Genomic DNA, 23,238 nt, shown 5'->3' with positions numbered 1-23,238 from the left:
CTCTATATAATTCGGTTTACAGGAAGGCGGCAAGTGAATGAATCCCAGGAGCTTACTAAAGTAAGTGACTGGGGTGAATGAACGCAGCCGCAGCACATGTAACCCGAAGTATGACGAGTAACGGTTTATTTTTTAGAATGCCGACCATATACCGCCCAGGTAATCACTACGCAGGCGATATAGAAAATCAAAAATACCTTCATTGCGCCGACTGGCGAACCCGTTAATGCCAGCGAGCTACCAAACGCTTTCGGGATAAAGAAGCCACCAATAGCGCCAATCGCAGAGATGAAACCCAGCGCCGCTGCCGTGTCGGTTGCCGCTTCACGCATCGCACGTTCGTCAGAACCCCCTTCTGCTTTCACGCGATCCATTGTCAGTTTACGGAAGATCACTGAAATCATCTGGAAAGTGGAACCACTACCCAGCCCAGCTGTCAGGAACAGCGCCAGGAAGACCGCGAAGAACGCCATGAAGCTTCCGCCCTGCCCGTCAGTAGGTAAGGTCAGGAACAGCAGGCCGCTGAAAATCGCCATCAGAATAAAGTTCACCAGCGTGACACGAGTTCCGCCCAGACGGTCAGATAATGCACCACCTGCAGAACGCGCCAGCGCACCAATAAACGGCCCGAAGAAAGCGTATTGCAGAATCTGAACATCCGGGAACTGCGTTTTTGACAGCATTGCAAAGCCCGCGGAGAAGCCGATAAAGGAGCCGAAGGTTGCCAGATACAGCAGGCTCATAATCCACAGATGACCCCGTTTGAGTACCGGCAACTGCTCCTTGATGGAGGCTTTCGAGGTAGCAAGATCGTTCATGCCAAACCACGCTGCAATGGTGAAGATGGCAAGGAACGGCACCCATATCCAGGACGCATTCGCCAGATACAGCTCAGTCCCATCCGGCTGTTTGACGCCCTGGCTACCAAATACTGCGAAAATCGACAGTGATACCACCAGCGGAGCAACCAACTGCATGACGCTGACGCCCATGTTTCCCAGACCACCATTCAGACCCAGCGCGCCACCCTGCTTCTGTTTCGGAAAGAAGAAGCTGATGTTTGCCATACTGGATGCGAAGTTCGCGCCAGCAAAGCCGCATAGCAGAGAGATGATGATGAAGACGCTATAAGGCGTGGAGGTATCCTGCACGGCAAAACCCAGCCAGACGCAAGGAATAATCAGAATACCGGTGCTGAACGCCGTCCAGCGACGACCACCGAAGATAGGAACCATAAAGGAGTATGGAACACGTAATAACGCGCCAGAAACCGAAGGCAGCGCAGTCAACATAAATAGCTGATCGGTCGTAAAATTAAAACCGACTTTCGGTAAGTTCACCGCAACAGCGCTGAACAACATCCATACGCAAAACGCCAGCAGCAGACAGGGAACGGAAATCCACAGGTTACGGCTGGCAATACGTTGACCGCGTTGTTGCCAGAACGCAGGATCTTCCGGTCGCCAATCTGTAATGACAGCTCCAGTAGCCCTTTCGGGGGCGGATGAGTGACTCATAGACACCTCTGATACTCGTTTCGATGTCTGCCACCTTAGTGTCTGTAGCTAAAGGCAATTTGATGTAAATCAAACGATAAGATAACTTTATCTATCATTGATATTTATCATTACCCATAGTGAGTACAGTGATTTCATAAAAATTATGAGATTTTTCACGGTGCTGTAAAATCCCTACCCTTACCGATGTAAAGCGACTAACCACACGGCAAATAAGGAGTAACTCTTTCCGGGTATGGGTATACTTCAGCCAATAGCCGAGAATACTGCCATTCCAGAATGCATCGTCACATTCATTAAGGTTATTGCTCATTTAAAGCCTGAAGGAAGAGGTTTACATGCTTAAACGTTGTCTCTCTCCGCTCACCCTGGTTAATCAGGTTGCGCTTATTGTGTTGCTTTCTACTGCTATTGGACTGGCAGGGATGGCGGTTTCTGGCTGGCTGGTGCAAGGCGTTCAGGGCAGCGCCCATGCGATCAACAAAGCGGGATCGCTGCGCATGCAAAGTTACCGTCTGTTGGCGGCAGTGCCATTAAGCGAGAAAGACAAGCCCTTAATTAAAGAGATGGAACAAACGGCATTTAGCGCCGAGTTGACTCGAGCAGCAGAACGAGACGGACAACTGGCGCAATTACAGGGTTTACAAGATTACTGGCGTAATGAACTGATCCCTGCGCTGATGCGTGCACAAAACCGAGAAACGGTGTCAGCGGATGTCAGCCAGTTTGTTGCCGGGCTTGATCAGCTGGTATCTGGTTTTGACCGCACCACGGAAATGCGCATCGAGACAGTGGTACTGGTCCATCGGGTAATGGCGGTATTTATGGCACTTTTACTGGTGTTCACTATTATCTGGTTGCGGGCGCGACTGCTACAACCGTGGCGGCAACTGCTGGCAATGGCGAGTGCCGTCAGCCATCGCGATTTTACCCAACGCGCAAACATCAGCGGGCGCAACGAAATGGCGATGCTTGGAACTGCGTTGAACAATATGTCTGCAGAACTGGCCGAAAGTTATGCCGTACTTGAGCAGCGGGTTCAGGAGAAAACCGCCGGGCTGGAGCATAAAAATCAGATCCTCTCATTTTTATGGCAGGCTAACCGCCGTTTGCATTCCCGCGCCCCGCTGTGTGAACGCCTGTCACCGGTACTCAACGGCTTACAGAATTTAACCCTGCTACGTGATATCGAACTGCGGGTTTATGATACTGATGATGAAGAGAATCATCAGGAGTTTACCTGCCAGCCAGATATGACTTGTGATGATAAAGGCTGCCAGCTCTGCCCGCGCGGCGTATTACCCGTTGGCGATCGCGGCACAACCCTGAAGTGGCGGCTGGCTGACTCTCATACGCAGTACGGTATTTTGCTGGCGACCCTGCCGCAGGGGCGTCATCTTAGCCATGATCAACAACAACTGGTGGATACCCTGGTTGAACAACTCACCGCCACGCTGGCGTTGGATCGCCATCAGGAACGTCAGCAACAGTTGATCGTGATGGAAGAGCGTGCCACCATTGCGCGCGAACTGCATGATTCTATTGCCCAATCTCTCTCTTGTATGAAGATGCAGGTGAGTTGTTTACAGATGCAGGGCGATGCGCTGCCAGAAAGCAGCCGCGAACTGTTAAGTCAGATCCGTAACGAACTGAATGCATCCTGGGCGCAGTTGCGTGAATTGCTCACCACATTCCGCTTGCAGCTCACCGAGCCTGGATTACGTCCGGCGCTGGAGGCGAGTTGCGAAGAGTACAGCGCCAAATTTGGCTTCCCGGTGAAGCTGGATTATCAATTGCCGCCTCGTCTGGTGCCTTCGCATCAGGCAATCCACTTGTTGCAAATTGCCCGTGAGGCATTAAGTAACGCCCTCAAACATTCGCAAGCGAGTGAGGTCGTGGTGACGGTGGCGCAAAACGATAATCAGGTCAAACTGACCGTCCAGGATAACGGCTGCGGCGTGCCTGAAAATGCCATCCGCAGCAATCACTACGGCATGATAATAATGCGCGACCGTGCGCAAAGTTTACGAGGCGATTGCCGCGTCCGCCGTCGTGAATCAGGTGGCACCGAAGTGGTGGTCACCTTTATTCCCGAAAAAACTTTCACAGACGTCCAAGGAGATACCCATGAGTAATCAGGAACCGGCTACTATCCTGCTGATTGACGATCACCCGATGCTGCGAACTGGCGTAAAACAGCTTATCAGTATGGCACCAGATATCACCGTGGTTGGCGAAGCGAGTAATGGCGAACAGGGTATTGAACTGGCGGAGTCTCTTGATCCCGATCTGATCCTGTTAGATCTCAATATGCCCGGCATGAACGGTCTGGAAACGCTGGATAAACTGCGCGAAAAGTCCCTCTCAGGGCGCATTGTGGTATTCAGCGTCTCTAACCATGAAGAAGATGTGGTCACCGCACTGAAACGCGGCGCGGATGGCTATCTGTTAAAAGATATGGAACCGGAAGATCTGCTGAAAGCATTGCATCAGGCAGCTGCTGGCGAAATGGTATTAAGCGAAGCATTAACGCCTGTTCTGGCCGCCAGCTTGCGTGCTAACCGTGCCACTACTGAGCGCGATGTTAACCAGTTAACCCCACGCGAGCGCGATATTCTCAAGCTGATTGCCCAGGGTTTGCCGAACAAGATGATTGCCCGCCGCCTGGATATCACCGAAAGCACAGTAAAAGTGCACGTCAAGCACATGCTGAAGAAAATGAAGCTCAAGTCTCGCGTGGAAGCAGCGGTATGGGTGCATCAGGAGCGCATTTTCTGATTACGGTTCCCAGCGCAGTTCGTCGTTTGACAATGCATCGAACGGTTCGACAAGCGTTAGCGTGATCTCATTGGAGGAGACACGCTGCCCCTGGTTATCTTCCACCACCACCGACAATCGCCAGTGATTGCTTGCCCCTTCCCCGTTCTGCCAGTCAGGCATGATCAGCGTCCAGCCCTCCGCGCTGTTGGCTTGGGCGCCCGGCGTCAAACTTAATATCTGCGTATCGCCCTGCCAAATCAGTTGCCGAATACCGTAACGACTGCGGATTTGTAATTTCAGCGGCACTGTTTCGCCAGGTTTTAGATCCCACGGCGGTGTCGCCAGAAACACCGTTAACGTTTTTCGCTGTCGGTACTCAAGAGTCGGTAGATTATTTCGCTGCGGATTGTCATAGCGACTACCACGTAACGACTGACTTTCGGCAACCTCGCCCGCAGAAAGTTGTTTTTTGAGCGGTACACCAAAGCGGTAATTAAGATTCAGCCCGAGGTTATTTTGATTCTCGCCACTTTCACCCTGTTTATGCTGGGCCGTCACAGTGACTAATGGCACAGGGGTGTAATTTAATCCCAGACTCAACGCGACGGGATTGTGATAACCCGTACCAGAGTTAAACAAATCAACACGATCACCAAAATACTGTTCTACGCTGACACTGGTATTGAGGTGTTGATAGAACGGCATGCGCATCCGGGCTGTCAGGTCATACCCGCGCGCCATCCGTTGTTCCTGCGTGGCTGTCTGTTCATGCCATGCAGCAAACGGCTGATAAAAGTTTGCCGATAGTCGCAAATATTCGCCCCACGCTTCGGCACCAAAGCCCGCTCGCTGAAGATTTTCGTCCAGCAAGTTGTCATAAAAAGTGTTATAACCCACCAGCCAGTTGCCGCGCGCCCAGCGTTGCCCAACGCCCACATTGCTCACCAACCCATCATCCTGCTGAGTAAGACCAAGCTGGCTCCAGGTGAGATAACGATCATTATCTTGTAACGGCACAAACCAGCTTCCACGACTGCCGGTGAAATGTCCTTCGTTATCCACTTTGACGTCAACACTGGCATTTCCCCACGGTGATAGCCAGGACTCTACGTGCTGATTAACCTGTTGACTAAGCGCGTCGCGGACTTTTCCCAATGCGAAAGCTTTTGCCTGCTCGCCAGTATCCAGCCCGTTATCATTCATACTGGTTTCGCCGAAATCTTTCACAATTTCAGCAAAGTGTTTTTCCCCATCATGATTTTCGGGAGCCATGCCTAAATCCGGCAGACCATCATTGTTATTATCAAAGGGATTTGCCGCTTTTTGCTCGAAGGTAGATTGTGCGTTAGCTGTGCCGCCTGCTACAAGCAAGAGTAAATAAAACGGGATAATGCGAGGAACGAAACGGCTCAAAACGTCGGTAACTTCCGGTAATAATGAAAAACCATAGCCTTAAAGAATAACGATTACTGGCAACTTTTGTCGTATTTTCTCGCGCTTTCAGGAAAATCCTTAAAAATGTGACCGATTGGTCAGACGCTGCAGAAGCAGTAAGATAGAAGATGAATGTCTAATTCCCTGAATACAGGAGTAAATAATGCAAAAAATCGTGATCGTTGCCAATGGCGCACCTTACGGGAGCGAATCCTTGTTTAACAGCTTGCGGCTGGCCATTGCGTTACGAGAGCAGGAGAGCAATCTGGATCTGCGTCTGTTCCTGATGTCTGATGCGGTCACAGCTGGGTTGCGCGGGCAAAAACCAGGGGAAGGCTACAACATTCAGCAAATGCTGGAGATCCTTACCGCTCAGAATGTACCGGTGAAATTGTGCAAAACCTGTACCGACGGGCGCGGGATTAGCACACTTCCTCTTATTGATGGGGTGGAAATCGGTACTCTTGTGGAACTGGCGCAATGGACGCTGTCAGCCGATAAAGTGCTCACATTTTAATGTTTGAGGGGGCGTCTGACGCCCCACTATGAGGGAAGTTTACTCAGGCGAATCCCGGCCGTAACACACCATCCGGATAATTCTCCGCCAGCAGTTTTTTTACCGATACCAGCAAATCATTCAGCCCATCGTCCTGCATTCCCAGTTTGATAAGCTCCTGTTCCAGTGAAAACAGGTATTGTGCGTTGGTTCCCAGCGGACCGCTCGCCGCCGCAATCAACGGCGCGATGACCTGAGCGCGAGTGTCAGATTCATATTCTGGATGTCGCGGGTCCATAATAAACACAATGGCGTTTACTGTGCATCCATCATCAAGATCAAGCTGACACCAGGTTGGCAGATAACAGCCGGTAATCATCTCGCGCTTCCACAACAGGGTTAGTTCCTGCTCCAGCGTCTCTTCTGGCAGTCGATAGGCGACGCCTGTAGTGCGTCCGCCCTCTTTCAGTGCAAGCATCCGTCCCGGCTGGTGCGCAGTCCCGCGCCCGGCGGTCAGGCGCAGGCAAAACGCGCGATGCCATCCAACCAGTGTACCGGTGCACGACTCGGTAAACTCCAGTGCCGGATTCCACATCAACGATCCATAACCGAAGATCCACACCGGTCCCTCATCAGGTCGACAAGCCAGCGTCGCCGCCAGCGAAGCCGCCCGTTGCTCTGCTGACCATAAGAGTGATTCTTCAATGGCACCAAATGCCGTTTTACAATCGGCATTCATCAAGAAATCACGCGTTATCACCTTACACCTCCGCCACTGCATACTTCCCTGCGACAACTTTTTGGTGTCTTCCGGACATTTTTACTGCTCATTTTGAAACCACTAACGGGACAATATGCAATCCACGGACCACTTGCAAGGCAACACCGCACGAATAGCTTTAACTAAGCTACCGGTTTTACGATTTTTTATGCCATTTATCATCATCCCCTTTGGCATATTCATGCTTCACAGCAGCCCAGGCCACTTTATGCGCGGTTTCTTCGCGACTGGCGTCATCACGCCGATCGTCTTTATCTTTATATTGATCCCATGCGCTGTTGAACGCTTCTTTATAGATATCCTGGGCATGAGACGGTAGAACGTGCTTTACGCTTTCCGGCAGATCGCTTTTCGTTTTATACGGCATCGTTGACTCCTTTTACAAAGTTGAACATTAAGTGTGGTCAACAATATCTACTCTTGCCAAAACATAAGAATTTTCATGTCAGACTGTTCTTAAGAAACGCTAAAACAAACATTGTCTAAACGTAATACTTATTTTTATGTCCCAATGAGTAAAAAATCGACAGTGGGGTAAAAATTCGTAAAATGTTACCGATATCCAGACACTTTCTGTTATTTTTCCTACCTATTTTTTACATTTTCGATAAATTCATCTGCAAAGGGATAACCATAATGTCAAATGCTCAAGAGGCGGTAAAAACCCGCCACAAGGAGACTTCGCTTATTTTCCCGGTTCTGGCGCTGGTAGTGCTGTTCCTGTGGGGAAGCAGCCAGACACTACCAGTGGTCATTGCCATCAATCTTCTTGCGCTTATTGGTATTTTAAGTAGCGCCTTTAGTGTTGTCCGTCATGCGGACGTATTAGCCCATCGCCTGGGAGAACCTTACGGTTCGCTTATTCTTAGCCTTTCAGTGGTTATTCTTGAAGTCAGTTTGATTTCAGCTTTAATGGCAACCGGCGACGCCGCGCCAACGCTAATGCGTGATACGCTCTATTCAATCATTATGATTGTTACCGGTGGGCTGGTTGGCTTTTCATTATTGTTGGGCGGTCGTAAGTTTGCCACCCAATATATGAATCTGTTTGGTATCAAGCAGTATTTAATTGCGCTGTTCCCCCTGGCGATAATCGTACTGGTATTTCCAATGGCTCTGCCTGCGGCGAATTTTTCAACCGGTCAGGCGTTACTGGTAGCATTAATTTCTGCGGCAATGTATGGCGTATTTTTGCTGATCCAGACCAAAACGCATCAAAGTTTGTTTGTCTACGAGCACGAAGATGACAGTGATGACGATGACCCGCATCACGGTAAACCGTCTGCCCATAGCAGCGTGTGGCATGCTATCTGGTTGATTATCCATCTGATTGCCGTTATTGCAGTCACCAAAATGAATGCCAGCCCGCTGGAGACATTGCTCGACAGCATGAATGCCCCTGTCGCCTTTACTGGCTTCCTGGTGGCTCTGTTGATTCTGTCGCCGGAAGGTTTAGGTGCGTTAAAAGCAGTGTTGAACAACCAGGTCCAGCGCGCGATGAATCTGTTCTTTGGTTCAGTGTTAGCAACCATTTCGCTTACCGTACCTGTCGTCACGCTAATTGCCTTTATGACGGGTAACGAATTACAGTATGCACTTGGTGCGCCAGAAATGGTGGTGATGGTGGCCTCTTTAGTGCTGTGCCATATCTCCTTCTCCACCGGACGTACTAACGTGCTCAATGGCGCAGCGCATCTGGCACTGTTTGCCGCCTATTTGATGACGATATTTGCCTGACAGTTATATCTCCTCCGATGACGGAAATCGGGGGAGATAAGATAAATTCCTGCTTATTGTATTTCTTCATACTACCTGGACAGCTCGTTAATCAGAATTGCGAGCCTGTACCACAACCTGCACGAAACCACTGCAACAGCTGTTGAAAAGCCGGAATGTACTCTTTATTGCAAACATTTCAGGGATGAAGTGAAGATGAATTGAGACGTAGTATCCACACCAAGCCGGAATTATCCGGTGAGGCGCAATGTTGCGGGGGCTTTATCCCTGGTGGCATTGGTTGCTGGAAAGAGAAAACCCCCGCACGTTGAGAGGTAAAACCTGACAACAAAACGGGGGCTAATCTTGAAACCAGACACTTCAAGAATAGCCGCAAAATGTTGTCATTACAACAAGGCGGCTATATGACGCTCGCGCAGTTTGCCATGACTTTCTGGCACGACCTGGCAGCACCGATCCTGGCGGGGATTATTACCGCAGCGATTGTCAGCTGGTGGCGTAACCGGAAGTAAGGTGAAAACGGGCGTCAGGCTGCCGTGATGGCAATATGCGCCCGAAACCGGCCGCAGGGGTAACAGCCTGCGGCCATTTTTGTCTTTATCTCTTCCACAAGTAAATATTGGCAACCCGAGCTGGAAGCATCATCCAGAGTACTCATGAAACGACTGTAACAGCTGTTGAAAAACCGGAATGCACTCTTCATTGCAAACATTTCAGGGATGAAGTGAAGATGAATTGAGTCGTAGTATCCACACCAAGCCGGAATTATCCGGTGAGGCGCAATGTTGCGGGGGCTTTATCCCTGGTGGCATTGGTTGCTGGAAAGAGAAAACCCCCTCACGTTGAGAGGTAAAACCTGACAACAGAACGGGGGCTAATCTTGAACCATCAACAATTCAAGAATAGCCGCAAAATATTGTCATTACAACAAGGCGGCTATATGACGCTCGCGAAGTTTGCCATGATTTTCTGGCACGACCTGGCAGCACCGATCCTGGCGGGGATTATTACCGCAGCGATTGTCGGCTGGTGGCGTAACCGGAAGTAAGGTGAAAACGGGCGTCAGGCTGCCGTGATGGCAATATGCGCCCGAAACCGGCCGCAGGGGTAACAGCCTGCGGCCATTTTTGTCTTTATCTCTTCCACAAGTAAATATTGGCAACCCGAGCTGGAAGCATCATCCAGAGCCCTCATGAAACGACTGTAACAGCTGTTGAAAAACCGGAATGCACTCTTCATTGCAAACATTTCAGGGATGAAGTGAAGATGAATTGAGACGTAGTATCCACATCAAGCCGGCGTTATCCGGTGAGGCGCAATGTTGCGGGGGCTTTATCCCTGGTGGCATTGGTTGCTGGAAAGAGAAAACCCCCGCACGTTGAGAGGTTTAACCTGACAACAGAACGGGGGCTAATCTTGAACCAGAACAATTCAAGAATAGCCGCAAAATGTTGTCATTACAACAAGGCGGCTATATGACGCTCGCGCAGTTTGCCATGATTTTCTGGCACGACCTGGCAGCACCGATCCTGGCGGGAATTATTACCGCAGCGATTGTCGGCTGGTGGCGTAACCGGAAGTAAGGTGAAAACGGGCGTCAGGCTGCCGTGATGGCAATATGCGCCCGAAACCGGCCGCAGGGGTAACAGCCTGCGGCCTTTTTTGTATCTGGCACCCATGAAAAAAGTCTTAACGCAGAACGCTAAGACTTTATTTTTCAAGCAAAAAAGATTACTTGCTGGTATCCAGTTCTTCGAAACCTTTCACCAGATCATCAATCGCTTTCATCTGCTTGAGGAACGGTTCCAGTTTAGCCAGCGGCAGCGCGGATGGACCATCACATTTCGCATGTTCCGGATCCGGATGCGCTTCAATAAACAGCCCCGCCAGACCTACCGCCATACCGGCTCGTGCCAGCTCAGCCACCTGAGCACGACGACCACCGGAAGCTGCGCCAAACGGATCGCGGCATTGCAGTGCGTGGGTCACGTCGAAAATCACCGGCGAGTTACCAGACACTTTCTTCATAATGCTGAAGCCCAGCATATCGACAACCAGGTTGTCATAGCCGAAGTTAGCACCACGATCGCAAAGAATCACTTTTTCGTTGCCGCCTTCTTTGAATTTATCAACGATATTACCCATCTGTCCCGGGCTGACAAACTGTGGTTTCTTGACGTTAATTACCGCACCGGTTTTCGCCATGGCTTCAACCAGGTCAGTCTGGCGAGCAAGAAACGCCGGCAACTGAATCACATCCACGACATCAGCAACGGGCTGTGCCTGACTTGGTTCGTGAACGTCGGTGATAATTTTCACGCCAAAAGTCTGCTTCAACTCCTGGAAGATTTTCATCCCTTCTTCCAGGCCCGGTCCACGATAAGAGTGGATGGAGGAGCGGTTGGCTTTGTCAAAAGAGGCTTTGAACACGTAAGGGATACCCAGTTTCTGGGTCACAGTTACGTAGTGCTCGCAAATGCGCATCGCCAGATCGCGAGATTCCAGCACGTTCATACCGCCAAACAGTACGAACGGCAGGTCATTTGCTACGTTGATGTCGCCAATGCTAACCACTTTTTGTTTCATAGGATCGCCTTAATCTTGAGTAAAATGTCGATTAATTAATGCAGCACAATATGTTTATGCGCGATGTTATTTATTTGCGCACGGATCATTTCGCTGATCGGGTCTTCCGGACACTGTTCAACGAAATAACTTAAATCGTTCAACGCAACGTGTTCGCAATCCAGTTGCGCATAAATCAACCCGCGATCGCGAATTTCATAGGGATCTTCAGGGTTGAATTGTAATAAAGCTTCGCTGGTGCGTAACGCCAGCTCCATCTGATTTTCTTCCATCAACGAGGCTTTGAGTGTATCCAGCAATTTGCGGATTACCTCAATGTTATCAGCTTCATCAAGGTCTTCATAAAACAGTTCCGCCGACGGGCTGATATTTCCCTTTAACCATACGTCCAGCATATGTTCGCTTAACGATTCACCGTTAAAAGGATTAATCAGCCAAATTTCGCCATCCGGACATTCAATGCGCAATATCAGCTGCGTAGGGAAAATCACCGGCAGCAGCGGCAAATCGAGACGATTCGCGACCCATAATAAAACCGCACCTAATGATACCGCACTGCCCTGTCGATTCTTTAACACCTGGTCCAGCCATAATGCATCGGAAAGACGATAAACGCCGCGTGAGGCTTTAAATCCCCAGTCGCCGTAAAACAGCGCGATCAGTTTTTCCAACTGCTCTTCTAAAGGCAGAAGCTGGCTGATTTCTTCCTTCGCCAGACTAACGAGACGCTCCAGTTCGTCGTAAACATCTTGCGAGGGAAAATCGCGGCGGATTGCTTCGCAAGCCAGGATCATGCCTTCGCACAATGGCGCTTTATTAAATTCGAAATCAGCTAACGATCTCATGACTTACCCCAGTAACGGTACTTTTGTGGTGGCGAGTTTAATGATGATGTACAGCACCACCAACGCCAGCGGGAAGGCAATAATGCGCGCCTGCTGACTGTGCATACGACGATAATCGAGTGCAATAAAACCCAAAACGATATAAATGATAACTCCAAACAGCTTTTCAGTCAGCCACTGTGCCTGCCCGGAAAATGGCAGGATGTGCGCTTTAGCCATCAACGCAATACCGCTTAACAGTAACAGCGTATCGACAACCGGCGGCACAATGCGCGTCCAGCGAGCAAATGCCTGTGGATGCTTCTGATAACGTAGCCAGAAACGTAAGGTTAATAGCCCAACAGAAAGCGCGATACTAATAAGATGAACACTAAGCAGTGTAGAAAAACTTGTCATTGATAATAGCGGCCGAGCGTTACGCGCTCGTTATCACCATAGTCACGGCAGGTTTCGACGTCATGATACCCCGCGAGGATAAATGCTTGTCGCACCGCTTCGCCCTGCTGCCAGCCATGTTCCAGAAGCAGAAAGCCGCCGGATACCAGCGCGTTACGCGACTGTTCGATGATATGCACGATGTCTGCCATTCCACTGTCTGCCGCAACCAGCGCAGTGAGCGGCTCAAAGCGGACATCGCCTTGTTGAAGATGAGGGTCCTGCTCGTCAATATACGGCGGATTGCTGACAATCATCGCAAACTGCTGCCCGGCTAGCGCGCTAAACCAGTCGCTTTGCAGAATGTGGATATTTTTGATCGCCAGATGCTGGGCATTACGTTGTGCCAGGGAGACAGCATCAGGCATACGATCTACAGCGATAATTTCGCAGTCCGGGCGCTCGCTAGCCAGCGCAAGCGCAATCGCCCCGGTACCCGTCCCGAGATCAAGAATACGGCAAGGTTGTTCAGGCAACCGCGCCAGTGCCTGCTCCACCAGACACTCCGTATCCGGGCGCGGAATTAAGGTCGCTGGCGAAACAAATAACGGCAACGACCAGAATTCTCGCACCCCGGTTAAATGAGCAATGGGTTCACCATCGCGACGACGTGTCAGTAGCGCATCAAGTTGCTGACATTGTTCGTCAGTCAGCTGCGTTTCACCAAAGGCGAGAATAAAAGTACGCCCTCTGCCGGTAACATGCTCCAGCAGGATTTCAGCATCACGCCGCGGGCTTTCGCTCGCCTGAAGTTGGCTTATTGCTTCACGTAACCAGTGTTGATATTCCATTATTCCTGCTCGGACAACGCCGCCAGTTGGTCGGCCTGATGTTCCTGGATAATCGGTTCAATCAGCATATCCAGCTTACCTTCCATCACTTCATCCAGGCGGTAGAGCGTCAGGTTGATGCGGTGATCGGTAACGCGCCCCTGCGGGAAATTGTAAGTACGGTTACGGTCGCTGCGATCGCCACTCCCCAGCAGGTTACGACGGGTAGACGCTTCGGCCTGTTGGCGTTTTGCCATTTCAGCAGCGTGGATGCGAGCACCGAGCACTGAAAGCGCCTTCGCTTTGTTTTTATGTTGTGAACGTTCATCCTGACATTCAACAACAATCCCGGTCGGCAAGTGAGTAATACGAATTGCCGAATCGGTGGTGTTAACGTGCTGACCACCCGCCCCTGACGAGCGGAAAGTATCAATGCGTAAATCTGCTGGGTTGATGTCCGGCAGTTCTGCGTCAGGCAGTTCTGGCATTACCGCAACGGTACAAGCAGAAGTATGAATACGACCCTGCGATTCCGTAGCAGGAACACGCTGCACGCGATGACCGCCAGATTCAAATTTCAGACGACCATACACACCATCACCGCTAATTTTGGCGATGATCTCTTTATAACCACCATGTTCACCCTCGCTGGCGCTCATGATTTCTACCCGCCAGCGGCGGGCTTCGGCGTAACGGCTGTACATACGGAACAGATCGCCTGCGAACAGCGCCGCTTCGTCGCCGCCGGTTCCGGCTCGGACTTCGAGGAAGGCGTTACGTTCGTCATCAGGATCTTTTGGCAGTAACAGAACCTGTAATTGCTGTTCCAGTTGCTCGCTTTTTTCTTTAGCTTCGCGCAGTTCATCCTGCGCCATCTCACGCATTTCAGGATCATCGAGCATCATCTGTGCGGTTTCGATATCTTCCTGAACCTGTTGCCAGTCGGTAAAACAGCGCGAAACATCACTTAACTGCGCATATTCGCGTGATAATGCGCGAAAACGTTCCTGGTCGGCGATAGTTTGCGCGTCACCCAGCAACGCCTGAACTTCTTCATGGCGTTCATGCAGGGCTTCCAGTTTGGCAACGATAGAAGGCTTCATAGGCGTAAATGCACCCTGTAAAAAAAGAAAATGATGTACTGCTACTCCAGCCCGAGGCTGTCGCGCAGAATATTCAGGCGTTCGTTATCCCCGTCACGGGCGGCCTGTTGAAGTGATTTCGTTGGCGCATGGATCAAGCGGTTAGTCAGTTTCCATGCCAGATCCTGCATAATGGCTTGCGCGTCGCCGCCCTGCTCAAGGGCCGCTAACGCTTTGGCGGTTAACTCATCGCGAACGTGCTCTGCCTGGCTGCGATACTCGCGAATGGTTTCGCTGGCGCTTTGTGCTCGCAGCCACGCCATAAATTCGCTGGTTTCCTGAGCGACAATAGTTTCCGCCTCAACCGCTGCGGCTTTACGCTGCGCCAGGTTGTGCGAAATGATGCTTTGCAGATCGTCCACACTATAAAGATAAGCATTCGCCAGTTTGCCAACTTCCGGCTCAACATCGCGCGGAACGGCAATATCCACCAACAGCATTGGTTGGTTGCGACGGCTTTTTAATGCGCGCTCCACCATGCCTTTCCCGATAATCGGTAACGGGCTGGCGGTGGAACTGATGATGATATCGGCTTCGCGCAGACGTTCGTCGATCTCACTCAGGGCAATCACTTCCGCGCCAACTTCATCTGCCAGAATTTGGGCACGTTCGCGAGTGCGGTTGGCGATAATCATCTTCTGTACTTTATGTTCGCGCAGATGACGCGCTACCAGCTCGATGGTTTCGCCCGCGCCTACCAGCAACACTGTGACCGTAGAGAGCGATTCAAAGATCTGCCGCGCCAGCGTACAAGCCGCAAAAGCGACAGACACAGCACTGGCACCGATATCTGTTTCAGTGCGAACGCGTTTCGCGACAGAGAAAGATTTCTGGAACATGCGTTCCAGTTCGCTGGCCTTCATATGACCTTTTTGCGAATCGGCAAACGCTTTTTTAACCTGACCGAGGATCTGCGGCTCCCCAAGAACCAGTGAATCCAGGCCGCTGGCAACACGCATTAAATGGCTAACCGCGTCGTTATCCTGATGCCAGTAGAGGCTTTTACGCAGATCTTCTTCATTAAGATTGTGATAATCGCAAAGCCAGCGGATTAACGCCTCTTGCAGGTTATCCTGCTCTTCAACGCTAAGATAAAGTTCCGTGCGGTTGCACGTCGACAGCACCACGCCGCCCTGCACCATCGGCTGCGCAAGCAGGCTGTCAAGCGCCTGATCGAGCTTATCCGGCGAAAACGATACACGTTCTCGCAGCGATACAGGTGCCGTTTTATGGTTGATACCGAGTGCTAAAAGGGTCATGTCTGCGGGAAATAATACCAACGTTGATAGGGTTAGTCTGCTTGCATCATACAGGATGCGTAAGATCAATAAAAGAGAGCGCCCCCTTTTGGAGTAATTGCCGAAAGCCGTTAGATTCTGGCAATTAAGACAACTTGAACATAGACGATAGCGGACGGTAACGCTAGCATTAAGGGTTATAACTGCAACGTATCTCAAGGACTTGTCATCACTATGCCCCTGCCCGATTTTCGTCTTATCCGCCTGCTACCGCTGGCTGCTCTTGTGCTTACTGCCTGTTCCGTTACCACGCCCAAAGGTCCTGGCAAAAGCCCGGATTCGCCACAATGGCGTCAGCATCAGCAAGACGTGCGCAATCTTAATCAGTATCAGACTCGCGGCGCGTTCGCTTATATTTCTGACCAACAAAAAGTGTACGCCCGCTTTTTCTGGCAGCAAACCGGCCAGGATCGCTACCGTCTGCTGCTCACTAACCCATTGGGCAGCACGGAACTGGAGCTGAATGCTCAACCGGGTAACGTGCAGTTAGTTGACAATAAAGGTCAGCGTTATACCGCCGATGACGCCGAAGAGATGATTGGCAAATTGACCGGAATGCCAATTCCGCTCAACAGCTTGCGCCAGTGGATTTTAGGTTTACCGGGTGATGCAACCGACTACAAACTGGACGACCAGTACCGCCTGAGCGAAATTACCTACAGCCAGAATGGCAAAAACTGGAAGGTTGTTTATGGTGGTTATGACACCAAAACGCAACCTGCGATGCCAGCCAATATGGAACTCACCGACGGTGGTCAACGCATCAAGTTAAAAATGGATAACTGGATAGTGAAATAATGCGGACACAGTGGCCCTCTCCGGCAAAACTTAATCTGTTTTTATACATTACCGGTCAGCGTGCGGATGGTTACCACACGCTGCAAACGCTGTTTCAGTTTCTTGATTACGGCGACACCATCAGCATTGAGCTTCGTGACGATGGGGATATTCGTCTGTTAACGCCCGTTGAAGGCGTGGAACATGAAGATAACCTGATCGTTCGCGCAGCGCGGTTGTTGATGAAAACTGCGGCAGACAGCGGGCGTCTTCCGACGGGAAGCGGTGCGAATATCAGCATTGACAAGCGTTTGCCAATGGGCGGCGGTCTCGGCGGTGGTTCATCCAATGCCGCGACGGTCCTGGTGGCATTAAATCATCTCTGGCAATGCGGGCTAAGCATGGATGAGCTGGCGGAAATGGGGCTGACGCTGGGCGCAGATGTTCCTGTCTTTGTTCGGGGGCATGCCGCGTTTGCCGAAGGCGTTGGTGAAATACTAACGCCGGTGGATCCGCCAGAGAAGTGGTATCTGGTGGCGCACCCTGGTGTAAGTATTCCGACTCCGGTGATTTTTAAAGATCCTGAACTCCCGCGCAATACGCCAAAAAGGTCAATAGAAACGTTGCTAAAATGTGAATTCAGCAATGATTGCGAGGTTATCGCAAGAAAACGTTTTCGCGAGGTTGATGCGGTGCTTTCCTGGCTGTTAGAATACGCCCCGTCGCGCCTGACTGGGACAGGGGCCTGTGTCTTTGCTGAATTTGATACAGAGTCTGAAGCCCGCCAGGTGCTAGAGCAAGCCCCGGAATGGCTCAATGGCTTTGTGGCGAAAGGCGTTAATCTTTCCCCATTGCACAGAGCCATGCTTTAAGCCGGGCAAGCTGAGTTTCGGTGACAACGTCACCTTGTTCCAGACGTTGCATCGCGCTCTTTAATACACCGCCTGGAAAGGATCATGCCTGGCCCGCACAGTTTTCGGCAGATTCTTTCCACCAATGGACGCATGCCTGAGGTTCTTCTCGTGCCTGATATGAAGCTTTTTGCTGGTAACGCCACCCCGGAACTAGCACAACGTATTGCCAACCGCCTGTACACTTCACTCGGCGACGCCGCTGTAGGTCGCTTTAGCGATGGCGAAGTCAGCGTACAAATTAATGAAAATGTACGCGGTGGTGATATTTTCATCATCCAGTCCACTTGTGCCCCTACTAACGACAACCTGATGGAATTAGTCGTTATGGTTGATGCCCTGCGTCGTGCTTCCGCAGGTCGTATCACCGCTGTTATCCCCTACTTTGGCTATGCGCGCCAGGACCGTCGCGTCCGTTCCGCTCGTGTACCAATCACTGCGAAAGTGGTTGCAGACTTCCTCTCCAGCGTCGGTGTTGACCGTGTGCTGACAGTGGATCTGCACGCTGAACAGATTCAGGGTTTCTTCGACGTTCCGGTTGATAACGTATTTGGTAGCCCGATCCTGCTGGAAGACATGCTGCAGCTGAATCTGGATAACCCAATTGTGGTTTCTCCGGACATCGGCGGCGTTGTGCGTGCCCGCGCTATCGCTAAGCTGCTGAACGATACCGATATGGCAATCATCGACAAACGTCGTCCGCGTGCGAACGTTTCCCAGGTGATGCATATCATCGGTGACGTTGCAGGTCGTGACTGCGTACTGGTCGATGATATGATCGACACTGGCGGTACGCTGTGTAAAGCTGCTGAAGCTCTGAAAGAACGTGGTGCTAAACGTGTATTTGCGTACGCGACTCACCCGATCTTCTCTGGCAACGCGGCGAACAACCTGCGTAACTCTGTAATTGATGAAGTCGTTGTCTGCGATACCATTCCGCTGAGCGATGAAATCAAATCACTGCCGAACGTGCGTACTCTGACCCTGTCAGGTATGCTGGCCGAAGCGATTCGTCGTATCAGCAACGAAGAATCGATCTCTGCCATGTTCGAACACTAATCGAACCCGGCTCAAAGACCCGCTGCGGCGGGTTTTTTTGTCTGTAATATCCATTTGTATGACCTATGCCTCCTTCACCTGCCATTTAGTTGACAGATGATGCGCTCACGGATGAAACATTATTGTGAACAAAATATTTTCCTCACATGTGATGCCTTTCCGCGCTCTGATCGACGCTTGCTGGAAAGAAAAATATACTGCCGCACGGTTTACCCGTGACCTGATTGCCGGGATAACCGTCGGGATTATTGCTATCCCGCTGGCGATGGCGTTGGCTATTGGTAGTGGTGTGGCACCCCAGTACGGTTTATATACCGCAGCTGTTGCGGGGATTGTCATTGCTCTGACGGGTGGGTCACGCTTTAGCGTTTCCGGTCCGACTGCGGCATTTGTGGTAATTCTCTATCCCGTGTCGCAACAGTTTGGACTGGCAGGACTGCTGGTTGCGACCTTGCTGTCGGGGATCTTTTTGATTCTGATGGGTCTGGCACGCTTTGGTCGCCTGATTGAGTATATTCCGGTTTCCGTCACCTTAGGTTTCACCTCGGGTATCGGGATCACCATCGGTACCATGCAGATTAAAGATTTTCTCGGTCTGCAAATGGCCCATGTCCCGGAACATTATCTACAAAAAGTCGGCGCATTATTTATGGCGCTGCCGACCATTAATGTGGGTGATGCTGCCATTGGCATTGTGACGCTAGGTATTCTTGTTTTTTGGCCGCGTCTGGGCATTCGTTTACCCGGTCACCTTCCGGCCTTGCTGGCTGGTTGCGCGGTGATGGGGATTGTTAACCTGCTCGGCGGACATGTTGCTACCATCGGTTCGCAATTCCACTACGTCCTGGCCGATGGTTCTCAGGGTAACGGTATTCCGCAACTGCTGCCGCAACTGGTGCTGCCGTGGGATCTGCCTAATTCAGAATTCACGCTAACCTGGGATTCTATTCGCACACTGCTGCCTGCGGCATTCTCAATGGCAATGCTCGGCGCAATCGAATCTCTGCTCTGCGCCGTGGTACTGGATGGTATGACCGGGACGAAACACAAGGCGAACAGCGAACTGGTTGGACAGGGACTGGGGAATATTATCGCTCCGTTCTTTGGTGGTATTACCGCTACAGCTGCCATCGCGCGTTCTGCCGCTAACGTCCGTGCCGGGGCAACTTCCCCTATCTCAGCGGTGATCCACTCTATTCTGGTTATTCTTGCCCTGCTGGTACTGGCACCGCTGCTCTCCTGGCTGCCGCTTTCCGCTATGGCAGCCCTGCTGTTGATGGTGGCGTGGAACATGAGTGAAGCGCATAAAGTGGTCGACTTGCTGCGTCATGCACCGAAAGATGACATCATTGTCATGCTGCTGTGCATGTCGCTGACCGTGCTGTTTGATATGGTTATTGCCATCAGCGTGGGGATCGTGCTGGCATCGCTGCTGTTTATGCGTCGTATCGCACGTATGACTCGCCTGGCACCGGTAGTCGTAGATGTTCCAGACGATGTTCTGGTACTGCGCGTTATTGGCCCGCTGTTTTTTGCTGCTGCTGAAGGCTTGTTCACGGACCTGGAGTCACGTCTTGAAGGCAAACGGATTGTGATTCTGAAGTGGGATGCCGTTCCGGTACTTGATGCTGGTGGTCTTGATGCGTTCCAGCGTTTTGTGAAGCGTCTGCCCGAAGGATGTGAACTGCGCGTGTGCAACGTGGAATTCCAGCCACTGCGCACTATGGCTCGCGCAGGCATTCAACCGATCCCGGGACGCCTCGCGTTCTTCCCGAATCGTCGCGCGGCGATGGCGGATTTATAAGTACGAGATTGACCAGTCAGCGCAAACTGACTGGTCAGCAAACTGCATTATTTGTTAGCTATGACGGCGATTATCGCTACGGCGGCAACGTTTGTCATAGTGGCGAACCCACCAGTAACGGTCGCACACCTGTTCATGCCCGCCAACACGGGCACCCGCCAGCCAGAGAATGGCACCGACGAAAATACTTAGCACTGCACCATGTGCGAAATACTGGGGCATATTAAACTGTGGTAACTGGTTGAGGATTGAATACCCCACGCCGACCACCATTACCACCAGACCCAACCCCATGAGCACGTTACCGAGTAACGAAGCGTTTTTGCGTTTCATATGTCACCTCCGGAACTTTCTGGGTTGTAACAGGGAATACCCCTCTTCCTTATGTGTAAAGTATAGACAACACCCTGTGGGTTATGTGCGGGCGTGATCACAATTACAACCCTTATTTCAACAAAACTTTACAAATAAACGCCTGAACACCTTGACTTTCTAATAGTCCACTCAGGCAATTATTACGTTATCTGCATTTGATACGCAGTTTTTTGTCAAGCGGGGCCGCAACCAGTAAACTACGCGCCAGTTATGTACACACTCAGGACAAAAAAACGTGACGATTAAATTGATTGTCGGCCTGGCGAACCCCGGTGCTGAATACGCCGCAACGCGACATAATGCTGGTGCCTGGTTCGTTGACTTACTGGCAGAGCGTTTGCGCGCTCCGCTGCGCGAAGAGGCTAAATTCTTTGGTTATACTTCGCGAGTCACTCTTGGAGGCGAAGATGTCCGCCTGTTAGTCCCGACTACATTTATGAATCTCAGCGGCAAAGCCGTTGCGGCGATGGCCAGTTTTTTCCGCATTAATCCGGACGAAATTCTGGTGGCCCACGACGAACTGGATCTGCCTCCTGGCGTCGCCAAATTTAAATTGGGCGGTGGCCATGGTGGTCACAATGGACTGAAAGACATCATCAGTAAATTGGGTAATAACCCTAACTTTCACCGTTTACGCATCGGAATCGGTCATCCGGGCGATAAAAATAAAGTTGTCGGTTTTGTGTTAGGCAAACCGCCTGTTAGTGAACAGAAGTTAATTGATGAAGCCATCGACGAAGCGGCGCGTTGTACTGAAATGTGGTTTACAGATGGCTTGACCAAAGCAACGAACCGATTGCACGCCTTTAAAGCGCAATAAGTCGTTGTCTGCGGCATTTTTGCCGAGTGCCGTGTATAATAGGCAAAGTTATTTCCATTTCTGCAATCTGTTAGCAATAACAGGTTGATTATTAAGATATTAAGGTGATTTAAATCATGGGATTCAAATGCGGTATCGTCGGTTTGCCCAACGTCGGGAAATCTACCCTGTTCAACGCGCTGACCAAAGCCGGTATTGAAGCGGCCAACTTTCCATTCTGCACCATTGAGCCGAACACAGGCGTCGTACCAATGCCTGACCCTCGCCTGGATCAACTGGCTGAAATCGTAAAACCGCAACGTACGCTTCCCACGACCATGGAATTTGTCGATATCGCCGGTCTGGTAAAAGGCGCATCGAAAGGCGAAGGTCTGGGTAACCAGTTCCTGACCAACATCCGTGAAACCGAAGCGATCGGTCACGTTGTTCGCTGCTTTGAAAATGACAACATCATTCACGTTTCCGGCAAAGTTAACCCGGCTGACGATATTGAAGTTATCAACACCGAACTGGCGCTGGCAGACCTCGACACCTGCGAACGTGCGATTCATCGCGTACAGAAGAAAGCCAAAGGTGGCGATAAAGACGCGAAAGCTGAGCTGGCGGTCCTGGAAAAATGCCTGCCCCAGTTGGAAAATGCAGGTATGCTGCGCGCGCTGGATTTAAGCGCTGAAGAGAAAGCGGCTATTCGTTACCTGAGCTTCCTGACGCTGAAACCAACAATGTACATCGCCAACGTCAACGAAGACGGTTTTGAAAACAACCCATATCTTGACCAGGTGCGTGAAATCGCGGCGAAAGAAGGTTCTGTTGTGGTTCCGGTTTGTGCTGCTGTTGAAGCAGACATTGCCGAACTGGACGACGAAGAACGTGACGAGTTTATGCAGGAGCTTGGGCTGGAAGAGCCGGGCCTGAACCGTGTGATCCGTGCCGGTTATAAGCTGCTGAACCTGCAAACTTACTTCACCGCTGGGGTGAAAGAAGTGCGTGCATGGACCATTCCGGTTGGAGCAACCGCGCCGCAGGCAGCGGGCAAAATCCATACTGATTTTGAAAAAGGCTTTATCCGTGCACAAACCATCTCGTTTGAAGATTTCATCACTTACAAAGGTGAACAAGGCGCGAAAGAAGCAGGAAAAATGCGTGCAGAAGGTAAAGATTACATCGTTAAAGATGGCGATGTGATGAACTTCCTTTTCAACGTCTAATTAATTTGTTGTCTCATGAGGTTTCGCTAAATCTCATGAAGAGCGCAAAAGTATATATAATCCACGCAATTGCGTGGATTTTTCATTTCACCGAGTCCTAATCATTCTTGTAACATCCTACACTTTTGTGCTTATTGCCTACAGTGAACCACGAGAATAATTAAAGACATCAGTGTCAGATGACGGATATCTCATTAGTAGTGATATAACGTAAGTTTTGGTCCACTACACATCACCCCCTTCACAGCTGATCAATATTGATCACGCTCCAATATGCTGGCGAGAAAAGGACTTACCTGAAGGGTAATATCCCGCAGATAAAGTCCCCGAATAACGTGATTACGTGCGATCCTGGCAAGATGAAAATGATAACCAGTAGCACAATAACAACGATAGGCCAGAAAACCCATTGACCAAAAATGAATATCGATGTTTTTTGCTTTTTCTTATTAGTAATGCAAAAATGGCGCATATTGTTTTTGT

The 23,238-nt window shown here is 50.7% G+C and carries 24 protein-coding genes; 13 read left to right on the top strand and 11 right to left on the bottom strand.

Annotated elements, in window-relative coordinates:
* Nucleotides 1-125 precede the first annotated feature (125 nt).
* A complete protein-coding gene (narK, locus tag E0D98_RS11240; protein ID WP_000019827.1) occupies nt 126-1,517 on the bottom strand; it encodes a nitrate transporter NarK in 1,392 nt (463 codons plus the stop codon).
* Between the two features lie 338 nt (nt 1,518-1,855).
* On the opposite strand from narK, the gene narX reads away from it, so the two are divergent.
* Nucleotides 1,856-3,652 carry a nitrate/nitrite two-component system sensor histidine kinase NarX gene (gene narX, locus E0D98_RS11235; RefSeq protein WP_000918073.1) on the top strand — a complete coding sequence of 599 codons (1,797 nt, stop codon included), beginning with the start codon at nt 1,856-1,858 and terminating at the stop codon, nt 3,650-3,652.
* Nucleotides 3,645-4,295 (top strand): two-component system response regulator NarL, encoded by a 651-nt coding sequence (narL, locus tag E0D98_RS11230; RefSeq protein WP_000070491.1) that lies wholly within the window; start codon nt 3,645-3,647, stop codon nt 4,293-4,295. Before narX ends, narL begins: the two co-directional genes overlap by 8 nt.
* On the opposite strand, the gene ychO is transcribed toward narL, so the two are convergent.
* Nucleotides 4,296-5,690 (bottom strand): inverse autotransporter invasin YchO, encoded by a 1,395-nt coding sequence (ychO, locus tag E0D98_RS11225; protein WP_000086212.1) that lies wholly within the window; start codon nt 5,688-5,690, stop codon nt 4,296-4,298.
* A 184-nt stretch (nt 5,691-5,874) separates the two neighbouring features.
* On the opposite strand from ychO, the gene ychN reads away from it, so the two are divergent.
* Nucleotides 5,875-6,228: a DsrE/F sulfur relay family protein YchN gene (ychN, locus tag E0D98_RS11220; RefSeq protein WP_001169669.1), complete on the top strand. Its 354-nt coding sequence runs from the start codon at nt 5,875-5,877 to the stop codon at nt 6,226-6,228.
* A gap of 43 nt (nt 6,229-6,271) precedes the next feature.
* Here ychN and chaC read toward each other — a convergent pair whose 3' ends face one another.
* Nucleotides 6,272-6,967: a glutathione-specific gamma-glutamylcyclotransferase gene (gene chaC, locus E0D98_RS11215; RefSeq protein ID WP_001297117.1), complete on the bottom strand. Its 696-nt coding sequence runs from the start codon at nt 6,965-6,967 to the stop codon at nt 6,272-6,274.
* 157 nt (nt 6,968-7,124) lie between these two features.
* Nucleotides 7,125-7,355, bottom strand: a complete 231-nt coding sequence (gene chaB / locus E0D98_RS11210; RefSeq protein ID WP_001146442.1) for a putative cation transport regulator ChaB — start codon at nt 7,353-7,355, stop codon at nt 7,125-7,127.
* A gap of 269 nt (nt 7,356-7,624) precedes the next feature.
* On the opposite strand from chaB, the gene chaA reads away from it, so the two are divergent.
* From chaA to E0D98_RS11190, 4 genes are all read left to right on the top strand, one after another.
* Complete coding sequence (gene chaA / locus E0D98_RS11205) at nt 7,625-8,725, top strand: sodium-potassium/proton antiporter ChaA (RefSeq protein ID WP_050877202.1); 1,101 nt, start codon at nt 7,625-7,627, stop codon at nt 8,723-8,725.
* A gap of 404 nt (nt 8,726-9,129) precedes the next feature.
* On the top strand, nt 9,130-9,237 hold the full coding sequence (locus E0D98_RS11200; protein ID WP_000170965.1) for a type I toxin-antitoxin system toxin Ldr family protein: 108 nt from the start codon (nt 9,130-9,132) through the stop codon (nt 9,235-9,237).
* Nucleotides 9,238-9,665: 428 nt separating this feature from the next.
* Nucleotides 9,666-9,773: a type I toxin-antitoxin system toxin Ldr family protein gene (locus E0D98_RS11195; protein ID WP_000170926.1), complete on the top strand. Its 108-nt coding sequence runs from the start codon at nt 9,666-9,668 to the stop codon at nt 9,771-9,773.
* Nucleotides 9,774-10,200: 427 nt separating this feature from the next.
* Entirely contained in the window at nt 10,201-10,308 is a 108-nt protein-coding gene (locus E0D98_RS11190) for a type I toxin-antitoxin system toxin Ldr family protein (protein ID WP_000170954.1), read from the top strand.
* A gap of 148 nt (nt 10,309-10,456) precedes the next feature.
* Here the strand turns inward: E0D98_RS11190 and kdsA are convergent, their stop codons facing one another.
* Genes kdsA through hemA form a run of 6 tightly spaced genes read right to left on the bottom strand, consistent with a single transcriptional unit; the run spans nt 10,457 to nt 15,762 of the window.
* Nucleotides 10,457-11,311, bottom strand: a complete 855-nt coding sequence (gene kdsA / locus E0D98_RS11185; RefSeq protein WP_000811065.1) for a 3-deoxy-8-phosphooctulonate synthase — start codon at nt 11,309-11,311, stop codon at nt 10,457-10,459.
* A gap of 35 nt (nt 11,312-11,346) precedes the next feature.
* Nucleotides 11,347-12,156 (bottom strand): invasion regulator SirB1, encoded by an 810-nt coding sequence (sirB1, locus tag E0D98_RS11180; RefSeq protein WP_001257044.1) that lies wholly within the window; start codon nt 12,154-12,156, stop codon nt 11,347-11,349.
* Between the two features lie 3 nt (nt 12,157-12,159).
* Nucleotides 12,160-12,552 (bottom strand): invasion regulator SirB2, encoded by a 393-nt coding sequence (gene sirB2, locus E0D98_RS11175; protein ID WP_000200374.1) that lies wholly within the window; start codon nt 12,550-12,552, stop codon nt 12,160-12,162.
* Entirely contained in the window at nt 12,549-13,382 is an 834-nt protein-coding gene (gene prmC, locus E0D98_RS11170; RefSeq protein ID WP_000456467.1) for a peptide chain release factor N(5)-glutamine methyltransferase, read from the bottom strand. Before prmC ends, sirB2 begins: the two co-directional genes overlap by 4 nt.
* Complete coding sequence (gene prfA, locus E0D98_RS11165) at nt 13,382-14,464, bottom strand: peptide chain release factor 1 (RefSeq protein ID WP_000804726.1); 1,083 nt, start codon at nt 14,462-14,464, stop codon at nt 13,382-13,384. The genes prmC and prfA overlap by 1 nt, the downstream gene beginning before the upstream one ends.
* A 41-nt stretch (nt 14,465-14,505) precedes the next feature.
* The gene (gene hemA, locus E0D98_RS11160) at nt 14,506-15,762 is read right to left on the bottom strand and encodes a glutamyl-tRNA reductase (RefSeq protein ID WP_000173200.1); all 1,257 of its coding nucleotides are present in this window, start codon (nt 15,760-15,762) and stop codon (nt 14,506-14,508) included.
* A gap of 213 nt (nt 15,763-15,975) precedes the next feature.
* Here hemA and lolB point away from each other — a divergent pair, with 213 nt between their 5' ends.
* The 4 genes from lolB (at nt 15,976) to dauA (ending at nt 20,352) form a co-directional block, all read left to right on the top strand.
* Nucleotides 15,976-16,599: a lipoprotein insertase outer membrane protein LolB gene (lolB, locus tag E0D98_RS11155; protein WP_001130692.1), complete on the top strand. Its 624-nt coding sequence runs from the start codon at nt 15,976-15,978 to the stop codon at nt 16,597-16,599.
* Nucleotides 16,599-17,450: a 4-(cytidine 5'-diphospho)-2-C-methyl-D-erythritol kinase gene (gene ispE / locus E0D98_RS11150; protein WP_001260333.1), complete on the top strand. Its 852-nt coding sequence runs from the start codon at nt 16,599-16,601 to the stop codon at nt 17,448-17,450. The genes lolB and ispE overlap by 1 nt, the downstream gene beginning before the upstream one ends.
* A 150-nt stretch (nt 17,451-17,600) precedes the next feature.
* A complete protein-coding gene (gene prs, locus E0D98_RS11145) occupies nt 17,601-18,548 on the top strand; it encodes a ribose-phosphate diphosphokinase (protein ID WP_001298109.1) in 948 nt (315 codons plus the stop codon).
* 124 nt (nt 18,549-18,672) lie between these two features.
* A complete protein-coding gene (gene dauA, locus E0D98_RS11140) occupies nt 18,673-20,352 on the top strand; it encodes a C4-dicarboxylic acid transporter DauA (protein ID WP_001033352.1) in 1,680 nt (559 codons plus the stop codon).
* A 54-nt stretch (nt 20,353-20,406) separates the two neighbouring features.
* Here dauA and ychH read toward each other — a convergent pair whose 3' ends face one another.
* A complete protein-coding gene (gene ychH, locus E0D98_RS11135; RefSeq protein ID WP_000823885.1) occupies nt 20,407-20,685 on the bottom strand; it encodes a stress-induced protein YchH in 279 nt (92 codons plus the stop codon).
* 277 nt (nt 20,686-20,962) lie between these two features.
* Here ychH and pth point away from each other — a divergent pair, with 277 nt between their 5' ends.
* Nucleotides 20,963-21,547, top strand: coding sequence for an aminoacyl-tRNA hydrolase (pth, locus tag E0D98_RS11130; protein WP_000152933.1), 585 nt, complete (start codon nt 20,963-20,965; stop codon nt 21,545-21,547).
* Nucleotides 21,548-21,663: 116 nt separating this feature from the next.
* Nucleotides 21,664-22,755 carry a redox-regulated ATPase YchF gene (gene ychF, locus E0D98_RS11125; protein ID WP_000505866.1) on the top strand — a complete coding sequence of 364 codons (1,092 nt, stop codon included), beginning with the start codon at nt 21,664-21,666 and terminating at the stop codon, nt 22,753-22,755.
* The last annotated feature ends 483 nt before the right edge of the window (nt 22,756-23,238 follow it).

The sequence above is a fragment of the Escherichia sp. KCJ4928 genome (assembly GCF_004352695.1).
GTDB lineage: Bacteria > Pseudomonadota > Gammaproteobacteria > Enterobacterales > Enterobacteriaceae > ECMA0423.
Note: the sequence above shows the minus strand (reverse complement) of the source record. Positions and strands in the feature narration are given on the sequence as shown.